Consider the following 18479-nt stretch of genomic DNA (forward strand, 5'->3'; position numbering starts at 1 on the left):
CCGTTGAGTGCCGTTGAGTGCACCCTGCAAAACACAGTGCTTATGCGCCGCTTTGTGGCCGTGCAGCGACGAAGCCCGGATCGATACAGGCTCGCGAACGTTGTATATTTGCACGCTCTTTCAACGGAGTAGGCGTTTATCACGCTGGCCGGGGGGCCAAGACGCCCCGTGCGAATCCCCCGGGGCGTTGCGGAAGGCGGCAGGTCGATCGGCCTGCCGCCTTTTCGCCCCTATTTTTGTGCACCGCGCATTCAGTTTGACCCTGTTACGTCGACATGACATTGCTCGCGCAGGAACGGCGATTACGCCGATGCACAAGATAATTACGGGACAGACATGACCGCACCCGAAGCGACGCCCAAACTCGACTTCCCCGAAGAAGCGGCGCGAGACGACCGCGCTTTCCTGGGCCATCCCAAGGGTTTAGGTCTTCTCGGCCTGGTCGAGGGCTGCGAGCGCTTCTCCTACTATTCGATGCAGACGCTGCTGACGCTCTACATGGTCAAGTACCTGCTGGTGCCGGGGCGGCAGGAGGGCGTGATCGGGCTGGACTGGGTCACAACGCACGTGTTCCCCGGTCTTTCCGGGCAACCGCTGGCCTCGGAAATATTCGGACTTTACACGGCTTTAGTCTATCTGACCCCGATCCTCGGCGGCATTCTGGCCGACCTCCTGCTGGGCCGCCGCGCCGCGCTGATCGCGGGCGGCGTGGTCATGTCGCTCGGCCATTTCCTAATGGCGTTCGAAAGCGCCTTCCTGCTGGCGCTGATATCGCTGGTGGTCGGCGTCGGCCTGTTCAAGGGCAACATCGCCAGCCAGGTCGGCGAACTCTACAAGCAGGGTGATATCCGCCGCGCGATGGCGTTCCAGATTTTCTACATATTTATCAATGTCTCGGTAATCGTCGCGCCGCTGATCTCGGGCACGCTGGGCGAAAAGATCGGCTGGCACTGGGGCTTCGGCTGCGCCGGCGTGGTCATGGTGCTCGGCCTGCTTTTGTACATCTACGCGAAGCCCTGGCTGCCCGCCGACAGCAAGGCCGCCAAGTCCGCCGAGCCCCGCGCCACGTTCGAGAAGGGAGACGGCCCACGTCTTCTGGCCGTGCTGGTACTGGTGCCGATCATGGGCATCTCGCTCCTGACCAACCAGCAGATTTTCAACGCTTATCTCGTCTGGGCCGATCAGCAGTTCCAGCTCAGCTTCATGGGTGAGACGCTGCCGACCAGTTGGATGATCACCATCGACGCGACGCTCAGCTTCTCGATGCTGGTGGCCGTCGCCGCGTTCTGGGCCTTCGTCGGCAAGCGCACCGGCAAGGAGCCGGACGAACTGGGCAAGATGATCCTCGGCTGCGCCTTCATCGTCGGCGGCGCGGCGTGCCTCTATATGGCTGCGGCGACGCAAGGTGCTGGAAAGATTGGTCTATTCTGGCCGGTCATGTTCCACCTCGTGAACTCGATCGGCTTCGCGCACCTGCTGCCAGTCAGCCTAGCGCTGTTCACCCGCCTTGCCCCGCGCGCGCTGAACGCCTCGATCGTGGGAATCTACTACCTTGCGTTCTTCGGCGCGAACCTGGCTGTCGGCAAGATCGGCACGCTGCTCTCGACGATGCCGACGACGCAGTTCTGGCTGCTGCACATGGCCTCCGCCATGGTCGCGACGGTCGGCTTCGCGGTGTTCAAGCTGTTCTTCGCCAAGCGGCTGATGGGCACCGCGCACTGATGCCCGTCATCGGCTGCCTGCTGCTGATCGTCCTGCCTCTGCTGGGCCTCGCAGCAGGCGGCTTCCTGTGGGGAGTCGAGGGCGCGAAGTGGGGCGCCGGGATCGGCTTTTTCGTCGCGCTCGTGGCCTTCGGCGGCGGTAGCTACGCTTTCATCAAGGGCATTCGCGGCCGCTAAAATCAGCCAAAAACGGCTACCGACTGCATACCCGCAATGGCTGGAACGCCATCGGCGTTCCACTGCATGATGTGCTCGCTCGCCCCGCCATGCGCCGCATGCAGGCTGGTCGAGCGGATCATCCACCAGCCGTCCGCAGAGGGCTTCGCGTCCAGCCTGTTGACGTGCCACTGCATCGAGGAAATCGGCACCTTGAAGCCCAGCAGCGGCCACACCGCCACCGGCAGCACATCGCCGCACAGCAAGCACTCGACCTCGGGATCGAGGCCCCTACGCTCACGCGGCCGCACCCACCAGGCGAGGTCCGCCTCGCCCAGCGCATTCTTCGGCATGGCGAAGCGCGCCTCGAAGTGATTGCGCAGGAAAGCCGGGGCATGATCCATCGGCACCGCCTTCGCCTCGTCGAGCGCAATGACGCCGTCCGGCAGCGGATAGTGATCGATCGACAGCACGCTCTCGATCTGGCGCATAAAGACGAAGGCGGCGGTGAAGCCCACTCCCGCCTCGCTGGTGAGTTCGGCGGAAACCCAGGTCGCATTGCGCCCCTGCCGCAGCACTTTCGCGCGAGCCTTGATGCGCCCGGCCAAGGGGCCGACCATCGAAAGCTGACCCGAGCGCAGCGGCGGCAGATCGTCGGAAACGCCTTTTGCCACCGCCAATGCGATCGCCGAAGTCAGTCCTCCGTAAGCGGTGCGCCCCTGCAGCCAGTCCTCGGTGATCTCCAGCGCGAAACCGCCGTCGAGCGGCTCCGCAGCGGCAAGCATATCTCCCAGCCCCGCCATCAGAACAGCCGCGATCCATCGGGTACGCGCTTGTCGGGCGAGAACAGCGTCACCCGCCCTTCCTCGTCCGCGAAGCCGAGCGTCAGCACTTCGGACAGCGCCTTGCCGATCTGGTGCACGGGAAAGTTCACGACCGCCGCCACCTGCCGCCCGGTCAGCTCCTCAGGAGAATAGAGCGCGGCCACCTGGCCGACGCTCTTCTTCTCACCGATGCCGGGACCGAAATCGATCCGCAGCTTGTAACTGGGTTTCCGTGCGCCCTCATAGACTTCCGCGCCGACGATCGTGCCGATGCGGATGTCCACCTTGAGGAAATCGTCGAAGCCTATGGTTTCGCCCGGAGGCGCGGCAGGGTCGTGATCGAGATGCATGTCACTCCATCTCGAGGATGATCGCATCCACCGCAAGGCTTTCCCCCGCCTTGGCGTTGACGGACTTCACCGTGCCCGACTTCTCGGCGCGCAGGATGTTTTCCATCTTCATGGCCTCGACCACTGCCAGCGGTTGCCCTGCCTCGACCTTGTCGCCCTCGCCTACGCTCAGCGAAACGAGGAGGCCCGGCATCGGGCAGATCAGGTACTTCGAGAGGTCCGGCGGGATCTTCTCGATCATGTGCTGCGTGTAACCAGCGATGTGCGCGGGCAGGCAGTCCACCTTGTGGATCGCGCCGCGCGTGGTCATCCGGAAACCGGTGCGGGTGACGTCCAGCTTGAGCGTCAGATCCTCGCCATCGACCTCGGCATCCACGAAGCGGTCGCCCGGGGTGTATTCCAGCTCCAGCTCGACTTCCTCGCCGTTGACCGTCAGCAGGTCTTCGTCGAGCTCCACCGCGAAGACATCGCCATCGATGGTCACGGTCCACTCACCCGGAGGATCGAGCGGCGCGCCCAGCTGGCCTTCGACCCGGCGCGAACGATCGGCGCGCGCGGTGGCGACGAAGGCGGCGACGGCTGCCAGCTGCACCTTCAGCTCGTCCGACGCCGGTGCGCCGTGGAAGCCTTCGGGATATTCCTCGGCGATGAAGCCGGTGGTCAGCTCGCCCGAGCGGAAGCGCGGGTGCTGCATGATGGCCGAGACGAAGTCGATGTTGTGGCCCAGACCCTCGATCTCGAACGCATCGAGCGCGGCGATCTGCTTGTCCGCCGCCTCGTCGCGCGTCTCGCCCCAGGTGATCAGCTTGGCGATCATCGGGTCGTAGAACATCGAGACTTCGCCGCCTTCGTAGACGCCATCGTCCACGCGGATGCCGTCGATGCCCCGGCGGCCGTTCTCCTCGCCGTCATCCGTCCAGCCTTCGACCGGCGGATTGTAGCGCACGAGGCGGCCGGTGGAGGGTAGGAAGCCGCGATAGGGATCTTCGGCGTAGACGCGGTTCTCGATGGCCCAGCCGTCGATCTTCACATCGTCCTGCGTCAGTTCCAGCTTCTCGCCTGCCGCGACGCGGATCATCTGCTCGACCAGGTCGACGCCGGTGATCGCTTCGGTGACTGGGTGCTCCACCTGCAGGCGGGTGTTCATTTCAAGGAAGTAGAAGCTCTCGCCCGTCGGGTCCGCGCCCGAGACGATCAGTTCCACTGTGCCCGCCGAATAGTAACCCACCGCGCGCGACAGGGCGACGCACTGCTCGCCCATCGCCTTGCGCATCGCCGGCGTGACGAAGGGCGACGGCGCTTCCTCGACCACCTTCTGGTGGCGGCGCTGGATCGAGCATTCGCGCTCGTTCAGGTAGAGGATGTTGCCGTGCTTGTCGCCGAGGATCTGAATCTCGATGTGGCGCGGGTTGAGGATGAACTTCTCGATGAAGACGCGGTCGTCGCCGAACGAGTTCAGGCCCTCGCGCTTGGTAGCCTCGAAGCCTTCGCGCACGTCGTTTTCGTTGTAGGCGAGGCGCATGCCCTTGCCGCCGCCGCCCGCGCTGGCCTTCATCATCACCGGGTAGCCGATCTCGGCCGAGATGCGCACCGCATGCTCGGTATCCTCGATCTCGCCGACGAAGCCGGGGACGACGTTGACGCCGGCGGCCTTGGCGAGCTTCTTGGACTCGATCTTGTCGCCCATCGCCGCGATCGCGCCGACAGGAGGGCCGATGAACTCGATGCCCTCTGCCGCCAGCGCCTCTGCGAACGAGGTGCGCTCGGACAGGAAGCCGTAGCCGGGGTGCACGGCGTCGGCGCCGGTCTGCTTGGCGGCGGCGATGATCTTGTCGGCAATCAGGTAGGACTGCGCGGCCGGCGCGGGGCCGATGTGCACAGCCTCATCCGCCATCTGCACGAACGGCGCGCGGGCGTCGGCGTCGGAATAGACGGCGACCGTGGCGATACCCATGCGGCGCGCCGTCTTGATGACGCGGCAGGCGATCTCGCCCCGGTTTGCGATCAGGATTTTTTTGAACATGGCACCTCGAAGCCCCATTCGGGGTCTTGTTTGTTGGCGGTCGGAAACAGGAACTGCAGCGCCTGCGGCGAGAGGACGTGATAGGCCGTGGCGTGGGTCAGATCCTCACGCGGCGAGAGGCAGACCAGCGAGCCGCCCGCTGCCGCGACGCGCTGCGCGGCCCGAGCGGTTTCCTGACCTTCGTTCGAATATGTCAGATACAACGGACCGGCCCGGGGAGACGTAGCGATCAGCCCTGCGGCCGCTTTGGCGAGGGCCGCGTCATCCCACCACAGGCTCGCGTCGATGGCGGCATAACGGTGGAACAGGCCAGGCTCGCGCAGCCACGTCTCGACGATGAACAGACCGGCGAGCGATTCACCGATCACGCCATCGTCGCCATTGGTGCGATAATCCGCCTCGATCAGCGGCTTGACCTTGTCGCGCAGGAAGGCGCGAAAACGCGTGGACTGGCCTGCAGTCGGATACTGTTTGTGCTGCGCTGCATTGCCCGCGCTGCCGATCAGTTCGGCGCGGCGGTCCTTGCTTTCGATGCCGACGACGATCACCGGCAGCGAGCGCCCCCAGACCGCATTCAGCGCGCTCGTTCCGGCAACATGCAGGAAGTCCTGCGAAAGCCCCCCGTCGATGAGGTACAGCACCGGATAGCGCTTAGCCCCATCCGCATAGCCTTCGGGCAGATAGACGTTGATCTGTCTCGAATCGCCGTCGGCAAAATCCACGAGGTGTGTTTGCCCGATCGTGATCGGGGTCGGCGCGGACGAGGCGGCTACCGCAACGGCCGGCACGGAAAGGAGGCAGGACAACGCCAGCAGCATTGATCCCGCCCGTTTCATCACTCGGCAGCCTCCAGCTTTGCGCAGCCCTTGGGCATGCGCTGGGCCTCGACTTGCGCCGGCGTCAGTTCGATGGCCATCGGCTTGAGGCCGAGGCGGGCGAACATCGCAAGGTCGTTGTCGTCGCCCGCATTCGGCGCGGTGAGCAGCTTGTCGCCGGTGAAGATCGAGTTCGCACCCGCCAGGAAGCACATCGCCTGCGTCATCTCCGACATCGACTCGCGACCGGCAGAGAGGCGCACCATCGATTGCGGCATGGTGATGCGCGCGACCGCCACGGTGCGCACGAACTCCACGTCGTCGATCTTCGCGAGCGGCGTATCGGCCAGCATGTCGCCCAGCACGGTGCCCTTGACCGGCACCAGTGCGTTGACCGGCACCGATTGCGGGTGCTCGGGCAAGGTGGCGAGCGTGTGGACGAAGCCCACGCGATCGGCGCGGGTCTCGCCCATGCCGACGATGCCGCCCGAGCATACGTTGATGCCCGCCATGCGCACGTTCGACAGCGTATCGAGGCGGTCATCCATCGTGCGCGTGGTGATGACCTGATCGTAGCGCTCGGGTGAAGTGTCGATGTTGTGGTTGTAGTAATCGAGGCCCGCGTCGCTCAGCATGTCGGCCTGATCGGGGGTCAGCATGCCCAGCGTCATGCAGGTTTCCATGCCCATCGCGCGCACGCCCTTCACCATCTCGATGATGGCGGGCATGTCGCGGTCCTTGGGGTTGCGCCAGGCGGCGCCCATGCAGAAGCGGGTCGAGCCCTGATCCGCCGCCTGCGCCGCGCGCTGGAGCACCTGCTGCACCTCCATCAGCTTGGTCGCCTTGACGCCGCTGTTGGCCGAAACCGACTGCGAGCAGTAACCGCAATCCTCCACACACCCGCCGGTCTTGATCGAAAGCAGCGTGGAAAGCTGCACTTCGTCCGCCTTGTGGCTGGCGCGGTGGACCTCGGCGGCGCGGAAGACCAGTTCGGTGAACGGCAGGTCGAACAGCGCCGCGATTTCCTCGCGGGTCCAGTCGGTGCGGGGGGCGAAGGCGGGGGTTTGGGTCATAGTCATTCCTCAGGCGGCACGCGCGCGGCTCGGGGCCAAAGCCCTGTCATAGAACGCGATGCCGCGCTGATCCAGCATCCCCTTACTCGGCCGCCTGCAGTTCGGAGCCGGCCGGCGGCATGTTGTGGCCGAGCAGGCGCAGCACATCGGCAGCGCATTCGACCACGTTCGAGCCGGGGCCGTAGATGCCCTGAACTCCGGCATTGCGCAGGTATTCGTAGTCCTTCGCCGGGATCACGCCGCCCGCGATCACCTTGACGTCGCTGCGCCCGGCATCGCGGAGCTGCTGGATCAGTTCGGGGATCAGCGTCTTGTGACCGGCCGCGAGGCTGGAGGCACCGACGACGTCGACTTCGTTCTGCAAGGCCAGCACCACGGTTTCCTCGGGCGTCTGGAACAGCGGGCCGGAGACGACCTCGAAGCCCATGTCGCCGAAGGCCGAGGCGATGATGTTGGCGCCGCGATCGTGGCCGTCCTGGCCCATCTTGGCGACGAGCAGCTTGGGCTTGCGGCCAAGGCGGCGCTCCACCGCAGCCACGCCGTCGAGCACCTGCTGCCAGCGGCTGTCGCCCTCGTAAGGCGCGCCGTAGACACCCTTCACCGGGGTCGGCTGAGTGCCGTAGCGCTCGAAGCTCTCCTCCATCGCGGAGGAAATCTCGCCGAGCGTCGCGCGCGCACGGGCCGCTTCGACCGCGAGAGCCAGCAGGTTGTTCTCGATGCTGGCGGGCGCGGCGGCACCATCTGCCAGCGCCTTGAGTGCGGCCTGGCACACGGCTTCGTCGCGCTCCGCCTTCATCTTGTTGATGCGGGCGATCTGGCCTTCGCGAACCTTGGCGTTGTCGATGTCGAGCGTCTCGATCGCGTCCTCGGCGGCGAGGCGGTACTTGTTGACGCCGACGATCACGTCGTCACCCCGGTCCACGCGCGCCTGGCGGGAGGCGGCGGCGGTTTCGATCATCGCCTTGGGCCAGCCGGCGGCGACCGCCTTGGCCATGCCGCCATCGGCCTGCACGCGCTCGATGATCTCCCAGGCCTGGTCGACGAGGCTCTGCGTCAGCGATTCGATGTAGTACGAGCCACCCAGCGGATCGACGACATTGCACATGCCGGTCTCCTCCTGGATGATGATCTGGGTGTTGCGGGCGATGCGCGCCGAGAAATCGGTCGGCAGCGCGATCGCTTCGTCGAGCGCGTTGGTGTGCAGCGACTGGGTGCCGCCCAGCATCGAGGCCATAGCCTCGATCGTGGTGCGGATCACGTTGTTGTAGGGGTCCTGCTCCTGCAAGCTGACGCCCGAGGTCTGGCAGTGCGTGCGCAGCATCTTGCTACGCTCGTCCTTGGCGCCCAGTTCGGTCATCACCCGGTGCCACAGCACGCGCGCGGCGCGCAGCTTGGCCACTTCCATGAAGAAGTTCATGCCGATCGCGAAAAAGAACGACAGGCGGCCCGCGAACTTGTCGATGTCGAGGCCCGAGGCGACGCCGTAGCGCACGTATTCGGCGCCGTCGGCGATGGTGAAGGCCAGTTCCTGCACCTGCGTCGCGCCGGCTTCCTGCATGTGGTAGCCGGAAATCGAGATCGAGTTGAACTTGGGCATCTCGCGGCTGGTGTAGCCGAAGATGTCCGAGATGATCCGCATCGAGGGCTCGGGCGGGTAGATGTAGGTGTTGCGGACCATGAACTCCTTGAGGATGTCGTTCTGGATGGTCCCGTCGAGCAACTTGCGGTCGACGCCCTGCTCTTCACCGGCGACAATGAAGAACGCCAGGATCGGGATCACCGCGCCGTTCATCGTCATCGAGACGGACATCTTGTCGAGCGGGATACCGTCGAACAGGATCTTCATGTCCTCGACCGAGTCGATCGCCACGCCCGCCTTGCCGACGTCGCCCACCACTCGCGGGTGGTCGGAGTCATAGCCGCGGTGCGTTGCGAGGTCGAAGGCGACCGACAGGCCCTTCTGGCCCGCCGCGAGGTTGCGGCGGTAGAAGGCGTTCGATTCCTCGGCGGTGGAGAAGCCCGCGTACTGGCGGATGGTCCAGGGCCGGCCCGCATACATCGAGGCGCGCACGCCGCGCGTGAAGGGCGCGAAGCCCGGTAGACCGGGGTCCACGGTCACGTCCTCGGCGGTGTAGAGCGGCTTGACCGCGATGCCCTCGGGCGTGTCCCAGGTCAGGTCCTTGCCCTTGACTTCCTTGGTCGCCGCTGCCTGCCAGTCGTTGATGTCAGCCATTGTCCCGTGTCCTCTGCCTCCTCTCCCGCCTGCGGGAGAGGATACGAAGGCTTGGCAGCGTGCTGCCTAGCCGAAGTTGGTGTGGGCACTTTCCTGTCGGGTCGGGGCCCACCCCGCTGCGACTAGGACCTGCGATGCAGGCCCAAGTCTCGCTCCCCTCCCGCAAGCGGGTGGGGAAAAGAAATTCAATGCGCGCCCTTGGGCGTTTCCATGATCTCGGTGAGTTGGCCGCCCATGTCCTTGGGGTGGACGAAGAAGATCAGCGTCCCGTGTGCGCCCATGCGCGGCTCGCCCAGCACGCGCTTGCCGAGGCCCTCGAACCACGCCTTGGCGGCGTGGATATCGGGCACTTCATAACAGATGTGATGCTGCCCCCCGAGCGGGTTCTTCTCCAGCCACTTGCCGACCGCCGAGTCCGGCGAGGTGGGCTGGAGCAGCTCGATCTGCGTGCCCGCAGTGCCATCCTCGCCCGGCGTGTTGACGAAGCAGACGCGCACCTGCTGACTTTCGAGCACGAACGGCTCGGTCACGTCGGTAGCGCCCATCACGTCCCTGTAGAACGCGATGGAAGCGTCGAGATTGGGCGTGGCGACGCCGATGTGGTTGAGGCGGCCGAGCTTCATGCCAGTTATCCTACGTTCTCGATGACCATCGCGATGCCCTGCCCGCCGCCGATGCACATCGTGACGAGGCCGTACTTCCCGCCGATGCGCTTCAACTCGTACATGGCCTTGATGGTCAGCATGGTTCCCGTCGCGCCGACGGGGTGACCGATCGAGACGCCCGAACCGTTGGGGTTCACTTTCGCCGGATCGAAGCCGAGCACCTTGGCGACGGCGGCCGCCTGCGCGGCGAAGGCCTCGTTGCTCTCGATCACGTCAATCTGGTCGAGGCTCAGCCCGGCGCGCTTCAGCGCGATCGGAACGGCCTTGATCGGGCCTTCGCCCATGTATTCCGGCTCGACGCCCGCATGACCCCAGGCGACGATGCGCGCGAGCGGCTTGAGGCAGCGCTTCTCGACTTCAGCACCGGTGGCGAGCACCACGGCGGCGGCTCCGTCATTGATGCCGCTGGCATTGCCCGCAGTGACCGTTCCGTCCTTCTTGAAGGCCGGGCGCATCTTGCCCAGCACTTCAACGGTGGTGTCCGCCTTCACATGTTCATCGGTGTCGAAGACGGTGACGCCCTTGCGGGTCTTCACTTCGACGGGAAGGATCTGCTCCTTGAAGCGGCCCTCGGCGATGGCATGCGCAGCGCGGGCGTGGCTGGTCGCGGCGAGCGCGTCCATGTCCTCGCGGCTCACGCAGTGGCGCTCCGCCACATTCTCCGCCGTGATGCCCATGTGATAGCCGCCGATGGCGTCCGACAGGCCGAGCGTCAGCGCGTCTTCCTGCGTGTTGGCGCCCATCTTCCTGCCCCAGCGCACGCCGTGGTCATGGTAGGGGATGTTGGACATGACTTCGGCGCCGCCCGCGAGCGTCACCGAGGCTTCGCCCAGCTTCATCATCTGTGCGGCCGAGACGATCGCCTGCACGCCCGATCCGCACAGGCGGTTTAGCGTCAGCGCCGGAGTGGCGAGCGGGATGCCGGCATTGATGCCGATCACGCGGGCCAGCATCTGGTCGCGCGCGCTGGTGGGCATGACCTGGCCGATGACCACATGCTCCACCGCGTCCGCCTCGATCCCGGCGCGGGCAAGCGCTTCGGTAGCGACGAGGCCGCCGAGGTCCGAAGGCATGAACGACTTCAGCGAACCGCCGAAATCGCCGACTGCCGTGCGCACGCCGCTGACGATGTAGACTTCTTCCATGACCTGACTTCCAATCCCTTATCCTTCGACCGGGCGCCGTATTCGGCTTTCACATCCGGTCCGTGTACTCTCAAAAAGGCCACCTGCCGCGCATCACAGCGGGATGTTGTCGTGCTTCTTCCAGGGATTCTCGAGTTCCTTGTTCCGCAGCTTGCGCAGGCCCAGCGCGATGCGGCGCCGGGTCGAGTGCGGATAGATGACCTCGTCGATGTAGCCCCGGCTCGCCGCCACGAAGGGATTGGCGAAGCGGTCCTCGTATTCCTTGGTCTTGGCGGCGATGCCGTCTGCATCCTGACCGCGGAAGATGATCTCCACCGCGCCCTTGGCGCCCATCACCGCGATTTCCGCAGTGGGCCAGGCGTAGTTGAGATCGCCGCGCAAGTGCTTGGAACTCATCACGTCATAGGCGCCGCCATAGGCCTTGCGGGTGATGACGGTGATCTTGGGCACGGTCGCCTCGGCATAGGCGAACAGCAGCTTGGCGCCGTGCTTGATGATGCCGTTGTGCTCCTGATCGGTGCCGGGAAGGAAGCCCGGAACGTCGACGAAAGTGACCAGCGGAATGCTGAACGCATCGCAGAAGCGCACGAACCGCGCCGCCTTCTTCGAGGAATTGATGTCGAGCACGCCCGCCAGCACCATCGGCTGGTTGGCGACAATGCCCACGGTTTTGCCCTCGACCCGGCCGAAACCGATGATGATGTTGCCCGCGTGGAGCGGCTGGAGTTCGAAGAACTCACCCTCGTCCACCGTCTTGCGGATGACTTCATGCATGTCGTACGGCTGGTTGGCCGAAGGCGGGATGATCGTGTCGAGGCTGGGTTCCAGACGGTCCCATGCGTCGGCGGAGGGACGTTCCGGCACGCCGTCGCGGTTCGACGAGGGCAGGAAGTCGAAGAAATCGCGCGCCGCCAGCAGCGCCTCGATGTCGTTCTCCAGCGCAAGGTCGGACACCGAAGTCTTGCTGGAATGCGTGATCGCGCCGCCCAGCTCTTCCTGCGTGACGACTTCGTTGGTGACCGTCTTCACCACTTCGGGGCCGGTGACGAACATGTACGAGCTGTCCTTCACCATGAAGATGAAGTCGGTCATCGCGGGCGAGTACACCGCGCCGCCCGCGCAGGGGCCCATGATGAGCGAGAGCTGCGGCACCACGCCCGATGCCAGCACGTTGCGCTGGAACACGTCGGCGTAGCCGCCGAGCGAGGCCACGCCTTCCTGAATGCGCGCGCCGCCGGAATCGTTGAGGCCGATGACCGGCGCGCCCACTTTCAGCGCGGCGTCCATCACCTTGCAGATCTTCTGCGCGTGGCGGGCCGAGAGCGAGCCGCCGAACACGGTGAAGTCCTGGCTGAACACGTAGACGAGGCGGCCGTTGATGGTGCCCGAGCCGGTAACTACGCCGTCGCCGGGGATCTTCTGGTCCTGCATGCCGAAGTCGACGCAGTCATGTTCGACGTAGAGGTCCATCTCCTCAAAGCTGCCTTCGTCGAGCAGCACGTCGAGGCGTTCGCGCGCGGTCAGCTTGCCCTTGGCATGCTGCGCGTCGATGCGCTTCTGACCACCACCCAGCTTTGCGGCGGAGCGGCGCTTCTCCATTTCGGCGATATTTGCGGACATCCGGATTCCCTTGCCTCGGCGCATGCAGCGTCAATTGCTGCATCCGCGTAAGACCGGGAAAGGCCTCTGGTCAACTGTTTTTAATCGACCGGTTAAACTTATCCGGGGTGGGTGCGCGAACTATCCGTCTGGCGATGGATGTTGGCAGCAAGGGGGCTTCGGCAGACTGCGCCAGATCCTTCGAAAAGCGCAGGATGAGCGGATTAAGTGTAAACCCCTTGAACCCGCTCAGGCTGAGCTTGTCGAAGCCCCATCTGCGGCGCACTATCTCAGAAAAGGCAGCGCGCCGCAGATCACTTCATCAGCACCAGTTCTTCCGACATCGTCGGGTGAACGGCCACGGTGGCGTCGAAATCGGCCTTGGTCAGCCCCGCCTTCACCGCGATCGCCGCGACCTGGATCAGTTCCGGCGTGTCCGCGCCGATCATGTGGATGCCCAGAACCTTGTCCGTCTCGGCATGGCAGATCATCTTGTAGAGCGAACGCTCGTTGCGCTGCGCCAGCACGTTCTTCATCGAGCGGAAGTCGCTGGTGTAGACCTTGCAGGTGCCGAACTGCTCGGTCGCCTGCGCTTCGGTCAGGCCCACGCCCGCAAGCGGCGGATGGCTGAACACCGCCGAGGCAATGCACGAATAGTCCACGCTGGTCTCCTTGCCGCCGAACACGCGGTCGGCGAAGGCCTGCCCCTCGCGGATGGCGACGGGGGTGAGCTGCACGCGGTCGGTCACGTCGCCCACGGCATAGATGCTCGGCACGCTGGTGCGCGCGTTCTCGTCCACCGCGATGGCGCCCTTTGCGTTCAGCTTGACCCCGACATCCTCGAGGCCGAGGCCCTCGATATTGGGCACGCGTCCGGTGGCGAACAGGACGAGATCGACTTCGATCGGTTCGTGATTGCTCATGTGTACGACCAGCGAACCGTCCTCCTGCTTCACGATTTTCTCGAAGTTCGCGTTGAAACGGAACTCCATGCCCTTCGCGAGCGAAATCTGGAGCAGGCGGTCGCGCACGCTTTCGTCATAGCCGCGCAGGATCTGGTCCGAGCGGTTGATGAGCGTCACATGGGCACCGAACTGGTGGAAGATGCCCGCGAACTCGTTGGCGATATAGCCCGCGCCCGCGATCAGCACGCGCCCCGGAATCGCGTCGAGGTGGAACGCCTCGTTCGAGGTGATGCCGTGGGTATGGCCAGGGCACGAAGGCACCTGCGGCCGCGCGCCGGTGGCGATCAGAATGTGCCTGGCGGTCTTCTTCTCGCCGTTCGCCAGCGTGATCTCGTGCGGGCCGGTGATCGTCGCGCGCTGGTGGAATATCTCGACCTTATTGTTGTCGAGCGTCTGCGTGTAGAGGCCGTTGAGGCGATCGACGTCGCCCAGCACGTTGTCGCGCAGGGTCTTCCAGTCGAACTTCGGCTCGCCCACTTCCCAGCCGAAGTGGCGCGCGTCCTCGAGGTCTTCGGCGAAGTGCGCGGCGTAGACGAGCATCTTCTTGGGCACGCAGCCCCGGATCACGCACGTACCGCCGACCCGGTACTCCTCCGCCACCGCCACGCGCGCGCCGTAGGCAGCCGATACGCGGCTTGCGCGCACGCCGCCCGAACCGGCGCCGATGGTGAAGAGGTCGTAGTCGTAATCGGCGTCTTTGGCGGGCATGCGATGAAGCTCCTTTGGTCGCGGGGGCATATGGGACATGGGGCCTGCGATTGCCAGCGCACGGGGACGCGGCAGGCGGATTTCCATCCGGCGCTCAAGAATTTCTTCCTGCCGCTTTGACCTCGGAACGCATTGTCAACTTTATCGGTTGAGTTTACATTCGAGCCCATAGCACAAGGGAGATCGCCGATGCCCCGTTCTCTTCAAAGTCGTTCACCCCAGAGCGAATCCGAAAAGCAGGAACCGCTGATCCTTCTCGTCCCCGGCCTCGACGGCAGCGGACCGCGCCACTGGCAGCGGCGCTGGGCGGAAGAGTTCGACAATGCCCAGCTGGTGGAGCTGGGCACCTGGGACAACCCCCACCGCAACACCTGGATCAACCGCTTGAACCTGGCCGTGCACCGCGCGGGACGACCCGTGGTGATCGTCGCCCACAGCCTCGGCTGCATCCTGACGGCATGGTGGTCGAAGTTCGAGCAGCCGAGCTGGTCGGCCCCGGTGATCGGCGCGATGCTGGTGGCCCCGCCGGAGGTCGATTTCTTCCCGCGCGATGAACGGGTGACCGGCTTCGCGCCGACGCCTGCCGATGCGCTGCCCTTCCCCTCGCTGCTGGTGGCGAGCCACAACGATCCGTGGATGGGCTTCGAGACCTCGAAAAGCCTAGCGCGGCGCTGGGGCAGCACGTTCGTGGATGCCGGCAATACCGGGCATATCAATGCCGATTCCGGCCTCGGCAGCTGGGAGGACGGCAAGCGCCTGCTCTCGCAGTTGATCGAGGTCGGCGCATCCTCGCCGGGATCCGCCCTGGCTGCTCATGCCGATTGGGCCGAGGGCCTCGAACACCGCGCCTGACGGCGCGTTATCCTACCCTTGCAGGGCGCCGGGGCGACCTCACCGTCGTCCCGGCGTATTATTTTCAGGCGATTCCCGCCAGCGCCAGCAGTGCGGTGGTCGAGGGATCGAACTCCACGCCGCCCTGCTCGATCTGCTTGGCGATCTCCTTGCCGAGTTCCACCCCGAACTGGTCGAACGGGTTGATCCCCAGCAGCACGGCGTTGGCGAAAGTCCGGTGCTCATGGAACGCCACGAGGGCGCCGAAGGTGGCGGGCGTCAGGTCATCCACCAGGATTGTCGCCGAGGGGCGGTCGCCCGGATAGGCACGCGCCGGGTCCTCGCTCGCCTTGCCCGCCATCAGCGCGGCACCCTGCGCGAAGCAGTTCGACAGCAGGATGCGGTGGTGATCGAACGCAAGGTCGTGCCCGGGCGCGATCGAGGCGATGAAGTCCACCGGCACCAGGTTGGTGCCCTGGTGCAGCAGCTGGAACACCGCATGCTGCGCATCGGTGCCCACCCCGCCCCAGGTGATCGGCGCGGTCGGCCCGTCTATCGGCTTGCCATCGAAGGTCACCTGCTTGCCGTTGGATTCCATCTCCAGCTGCTGGAGATAGTCGGGCAGCAGCGCCATGCGCTCGTCATAGGCGAAGACCGCGCGGGTCTGGCAGCCGCGCAGGCGGGTGTAGTACTGGTCGGCGAAAGCAGCACGCAAGGGCAGGTTCGCAAGACCGTCAGTATCGCGGAAATGCACGTCCATCGCCGCCGCACCGTCAAGGAACTCGGCGAAGTCCGGCCAGCCCAGCGCCATCGCCACCGGGAACCCGATCGACGACCACAGCGAGTAACGCCCTCCCACGCTCTCGGAGAACGGCAGAATGCGGGTTTCGTCCACGCCCCATTCCATCGCCTTTTCCGGCGCGGCGGTGAGCGCGACGACCCGGCCGTAGGGATCTTCGACACCGTTCTCGCGCAGCCAGATCAGCACGCTGTCGGCGTTGGTCATCGTCTCGATGGTGGTGAAGGTCTTGGAAGCGACCGCGAGCATCGTGGTGGCCGGATCGCACTTGGCAAAGGCCTGCTCCAGCGCGCAGCCGTCGATGTTGGAGACGACATGCACGTCCACCATCGCGCCCTCACGGGCCAGCGCGTCGATCGCGAGCGCCGGGCCGAGCGCCGAACCGCCGATGCCGACATGGATAAGGTGCCTCACCTCGCCCATGGCGCCGCGGTGGATGGCCTCGACGATGGCGGCCATGCGGTGGTGGTTCTCGGCAGCGATCTGGACGCTCTCGTCCTTGCCGACGCCGCGCTGGGCGGTGTGCTCGGCGGCGCGGCCTTCGGTCGGATTGACGATCTCGCCCGCGAACAGCGCCGCGCGGCGGCCAGCGAAGTCCTGCGCCTGCGCCAGTTCCTCGAAGGCGGCGACGTGCGCGGCGTCGAGGTGCGTCTTCGACCAGTCGAACAGGATTCCGGTGGAGTTCTCCTCCTCACCCAGTTCTAAGCGCGTCGCGAAAGCATCCAGACGGCCGGAATCGGCATCGAAAAGCTGCCTCAAGGTGGGTTTGTCGAGGCCCTGCAGCTTGTTCCATACCGCTTCGCTCATACAACGCATCTCCTGTAAGCATTCGGTGCGCCTTATGCGTTCCGCAGTTGCGAAATCCAAGCCCGAGTTGTGCAATTATCGGCCAGCACCTCATGTTGGTCGGGATCGCTCTTGACGGAAGCACGCGGCCATGGGCAAGGGTTTGCCCATGAGCGACACCCATAGCGCGACAAAGATCGAAGCCGGCCAGGCACCCGCCGGAGCCCCTGATGCCAAGCCCAAGAAGGACGAGAACTTCTTCTCGTTCCTGTTCTGGCTGGTGCTGGGCGTGGTGGTGCTGCGCAGCTTCATCGTTTCGCCCTTCAACATCCCCAGCGAGTCGATGCTGCCACGGCTGCTGACCGGCGACTATCTGTTCGCCACCAAGTGGTCCTACGGCTTCTCGAAATACTCGCTGCCGTTCAGCGTGCCGCTGATCCCCGGGCGCATCCTGGCCAGCCAGCCCGAGCGCGGCGACGTGGTCATCTTCAAGGCTCCGCCTGACAACGACGTCGACTACATCAAGCGCGTCATCGGCCTGCCCGGCGACGAGATCCAGATGAAGGGGGGCCAGCTGTGGATCAACGGCAAGTCGGTGCCCAAGGTGAAGGTCGCCAACTTCACCGTGCCCGTCAGCCCCAACACCGATTGCGGCCCCGGCTTCGAGACCACGGACAAGGGCAAGGACGTCTGCTCCTACCCGCAGTTCCGCGAGACGCTGCCGAACGGCAAGAGCTACACCGTGCTCGACATGGGGCCAACCCCGCAGGACGACACCGGCGTTTTCGTGGTCCCTGAAGGCCACCTGTTCCTGATGGGCGACAACCGCGACAACTCGATGGACAGCCGTTTCCCGGCGGTCGAGGGCGGCGGCGTCGGCATGGTCCCGCAGGAGAACCTTGTCGGCAAGGCGGCGGTCATGATGTTCTCGACCGACGGTTCGGCCGAATGGATCAAGCCCTGGACATGGTTCACCGCCGCGCGCTGGAGCCGCATCGGGAGCGTGATCTGAGTGCTTGAAGCAAATACCCGCGCCTTTCTGATCAAGCATTCCGGCCAGGAGCCGCTCGACGAAGCGCTCTGGCAAGCGGCCCTGACGCACGGCTCCACCGGCGAGAAACGCAATTACGAAAGGCTGGAGTTCCTGGGCGACCGGGTGCTCGGCCTCTCGGTCGCCGAATGGCTCTACCGCGGCAGCGACGAGGCGGAAGGCCGCCTGTCGCAGCGCCTCAACGCGCTCGTCAGCCGCGCCACTTGCGCCACGATCGCCCGCGACATCGGCCTCGGCCCGCACATGCGCCTCGGCAAGCAGGCGCGCGATGACGGCGGGCAGGATTCGGAGAACATCCTGGGCGACGTGATGGAGGCGATCATCGGCGCCTGCTTCACCGAGCGCGGTTTCGAAGCGGCGCGCGATATGGTACTCGGCCTCTGGGCGGATACGCTCCAGGGCAAGACCGGCAAGCGCAAGCATCCCAAGTCCGCGCTGCAGGAATGGACCGCAGGCAACCGCCGCCGGATGCCCGAGTACAAGCTGATCGAGCGTTCAGGTCCGGATCACGCCGCGCGCTTCACGGTCGAAGTGTCGGTCCACAACGTCGGTTCGGCACAGGCCACCGCCCATTCCAAGCAGGACGCCGAGACCGGCGCCGCAGAAGAGTTCATGAGGAAATTCGGCTAGCGAGGCGTTCTGCTTCATCACCCTTCGACAAGCTCAGGGTGAGCGGATTTGTAATACGGGAATTTTATATTCTTAAGTACGTTATGTATGGATATGCCAGCATGA

At 65.1% G+C, this 18479-nt stretch carries 16 protein-coding genes; 5 read left to right on the forward strand and 11 right to left on the reverse strand.

What is annotated here, in order from left to right; all coding sequences use genetic code 11:
- Positions 1–336: 336 nt before the first annotated feature.
- Together ACYPYD_RS05305 and ACYPYD_RS05310 are read left to right on the forward strand one after the other, a co-directional pair.
- On the forward strand, positions 337–1722 hold the full coding sequence (locus ACYPYD_RS05305) for a peptide MFS transporter (RefSeq protein ID WP_459662355.1): 1386 nt from the start codon (positions 337–339) through the stop codon (positions 1720–1722).
- Complete coding sequence (locus ACYPYD_RS05310; protein ID WP_197524417.1) at positions 1722–1898, forward strand: hypothetical protein; 177 nt, start codon at positions 1722–1724, stop codon at positions 1896–1898. The genes ACYPYD_RS05305 and ACYPYD_RS05310 overlap by 1 nt, the downstream gene beginning before the upstream one ends.
- Before the next feature lie 2 nt (positions 1899–1900).
- Here ACYPYD_RS05310 and ACYPYD_RS05315 read toward each other — a convergent pair whose 3' ends face one another.
- The 10 genes from ACYPYD_RS05315 to gor all read right to left on the reverse strand — a co-directional run bounded on the left by ACYPYD_RS05315 (position 1901) and on the right by gor (position 14277).
- Positions 1901–2680 (reverse strand): thioesterase family protein, encoded by a 780-nt coding sequence (locus tag ACYPYD_RS05315; RefSeq protein ID WP_069707587.1) that lies wholly within the window; start codon positions 2678–2680, stop codon positions 1901–1903.
- Positions 2680–3051: a tRNA-binding protein gene (locus tag ACYPYD_RS05320; protein ID WP_069707586.1), complete on the reverse strand. Its 372-nt coding sequence runs from the start codon at positions 3049–3051 to the stop codon at positions 2680–2682. The genes ACYPYD_RS05315 and ACYPYD_RS05320 overlap by 1 nt, the downstream gene beginning before the upstream one ends.
- 1 nt (position 3052) lies before the next feature.
- The gene (locus ACYPYD_RS05325; RefSeq protein ID WP_069707585.1) at positions 3053–5074 is read right to left on the reverse strand and encodes an acetyl-CoA carboxylase biotin carboxylase subunit; all 2022 of its coding nucleotides are present in this window, start codon (positions 5072–5074) and stop codon (positions 3053–3055) included.
- Positions 5056–5892 carry an alpha/beta hydrolase gene (locus ACYPYD_RS05330; RefSeq protein ID WP_459662356.1) on the reverse strand — a complete coding sequence of 279 codons (837 nt, stop codon included), beginning with the start codon at positions 5890–5892 and terminating at the stop codon, positions 5056–5058. Before ACYPYD_RS05330 ends, ACYPYD_RS05325 begins: the two co-directional genes overlap by 19 nt.
- Positions 5893–5909: 17 nt before the next feature.
- The gene (gene bioB / locus ACYPYD_RS05335; protein WP_069707583.1) at positions 5910–6962 is read right to left on the reverse strand and encodes a biotin synthase BioB; all 1053 of its coding nucleotides are present in this window, start codon (positions 6960–6962) and stop codon (positions 5910–5912) included.
- A gap of 82 nt (positions 6963–7044) precedes the next feature.
- Complete coding sequence (gene scpA / locus ACYPYD_RS05340; protein ID WP_459662357.1) at positions 7045–9195, reverse strand: methylmalonyl-CoA mutase; 2151 nt, start codon at positions 9193–9195, stop codon at positions 7045–7047.
- 185 nt (positions 9196–9380) lie between these two features.
- Positions 9381–9818, reverse strand: coding sequence for a methylmalonyl-CoA epimerase (gene mce, locus ACYPYD_RS05345; protein WP_459662358.1), 438 nt, complete (start codon positions 9816–9818; stop codon positions 9381–9383).
- A gap of 5 nt (positions 9819–9823) precedes the next feature.
- On the reverse strand, positions 9824–11005 hold the full coding sequence (bktB, locus tag ACYPYD_RS05350) for a beta-ketothiolase BktB (protein WP_459662359.1): 1182 nt from the start codon (positions 11003–11005) through the stop codon (positions 9824–9826).
- A 93-nt stretch (positions 11006–11098) separates the two neighbouring features.
- On the reverse strand, positions 11099–12625 hold the full coding sequence (locus tag ACYPYD_RS05355; protein WP_285021866.1) for an acyl-CoA carboxylase subunit beta: 1527 nt from the start codon (positions 12623–12625) through the stop codon (positions 11099–11101).
- 293 nt (positions 12626–12918) lie between these two features.
- On the reverse strand, positions 12919–14277 hold the full coding sequence (gene gor / locus ACYPYD_RS05360) for a glutathione-disulfide reductase (protein ID WP_459662360.1): 1359 nt from the start codon (positions 14275–14277) through the stop codon (positions 12919–12921).
- Between the two features lie 189 nt (positions 14278–14466).
- On the opposite strand from gor, the gene ACYPYD_RS05365 reads away from it, so the two are divergent.
- Complete coding sequence (locus ACYPYD_RS05365; protein WP_459662361.1) at positions 14467–15129, forward strand: RBBP9/YdeN family alpha/beta hydrolase; 663 nt, start codon at positions 14467–14469, stop codon at positions 15127–15129.
- Positions 15130–15193: 64 nt separating this feature from the next.
- Here ACYPYD_RS05365 and pgi read toward each other — a convergent pair whose 3' ends face one another.
- Complete coding sequence (gene pgi, locus ACYPYD_RS05370) at positions 15194–16714, reverse strand: glucose-6-phosphate isomerase (protein WP_156799750.1); 1521 nt, start codon at positions 16712–16714, stop codon at positions 15194–15196.
- Positions 16715–16862: 148 nt separating this feature from the next.
- On the opposite strand from pgi, the gene lepB reads away from it, so the two are divergent.
- Both lepB and rnc read left to right on the forward strand, forming a co-directional pair.
- Entirely contained in the window at positions 16863–17705 is an 843-nt protein-coding gene (gene lepB, locus ACYPYD_RS05375; RefSeq protein WP_459662362.1) for a signal peptidase I, read from the forward strand.
- On the forward strand, positions 17706–18374 hold the full coding sequence (gene rnc / locus ACYPYD_RS05380) for a ribonuclease III (RefSeq protein ID WP_008828823.1): 669 nt from the start codon (positions 17706–17708) through the stop codon (positions 18372–18374).
- Positions 18375–18479 lie beyond the last annotated feature (105 nt).

Source organism: Novosphingobium sp. 11B (assembly GCF_054589055.1).